Below are 228 nucleotides of genomic sequence, written 5' to 3' on the forward strand. Positions count from 1 at the left end.
AGTGAGATTTGTTAAGGGAAGGAAGTGGATGTTGAATAAAGGTATTTGTTCAAGATGATGGATTGAATATTGGGTAAGGAAGACTGTTGACTGGGGTGATTGGATGGGAAGGAGATTGGTAAGGGGGTGTTGAGTGATGAGGAGAGGTGGAGGGTGAGTGGAAGTATGTGGCGGGAAGGGGTGGAGTTTGATCGGCGTTTGAAGGATTCTGGTATTGTTTGAAGATTT

The 228-nt window shown here is 44.7% G+C and carries 1 protein-coding gene; it reads right to left on the reverse strand.

The annotated features are described in order from the left end of the window. Nucleotides 1-207, reverse strand: a 207-nt coding sequence (locus FS736_RS25710) for a hypothetical protein (RefSeq protein ID WP_395883989.1), incomplete at its 3' end; no start/stop codon positions are given. Between the last annotated feature and the right edge of the window lie 21 nt (nucleotides 208-228).

Origin of the sequence: Cytobacillus oceanisediminis 2691 (genome assembly GCF_007678455.1) — a bacterium.
Taxonomy (GTDB): Bacteria; Bacillota; Bacilli; order Bacillales; family Cytobacillaceae; genus Mesobacillus; species Mesobacillus oceanisediminis_A.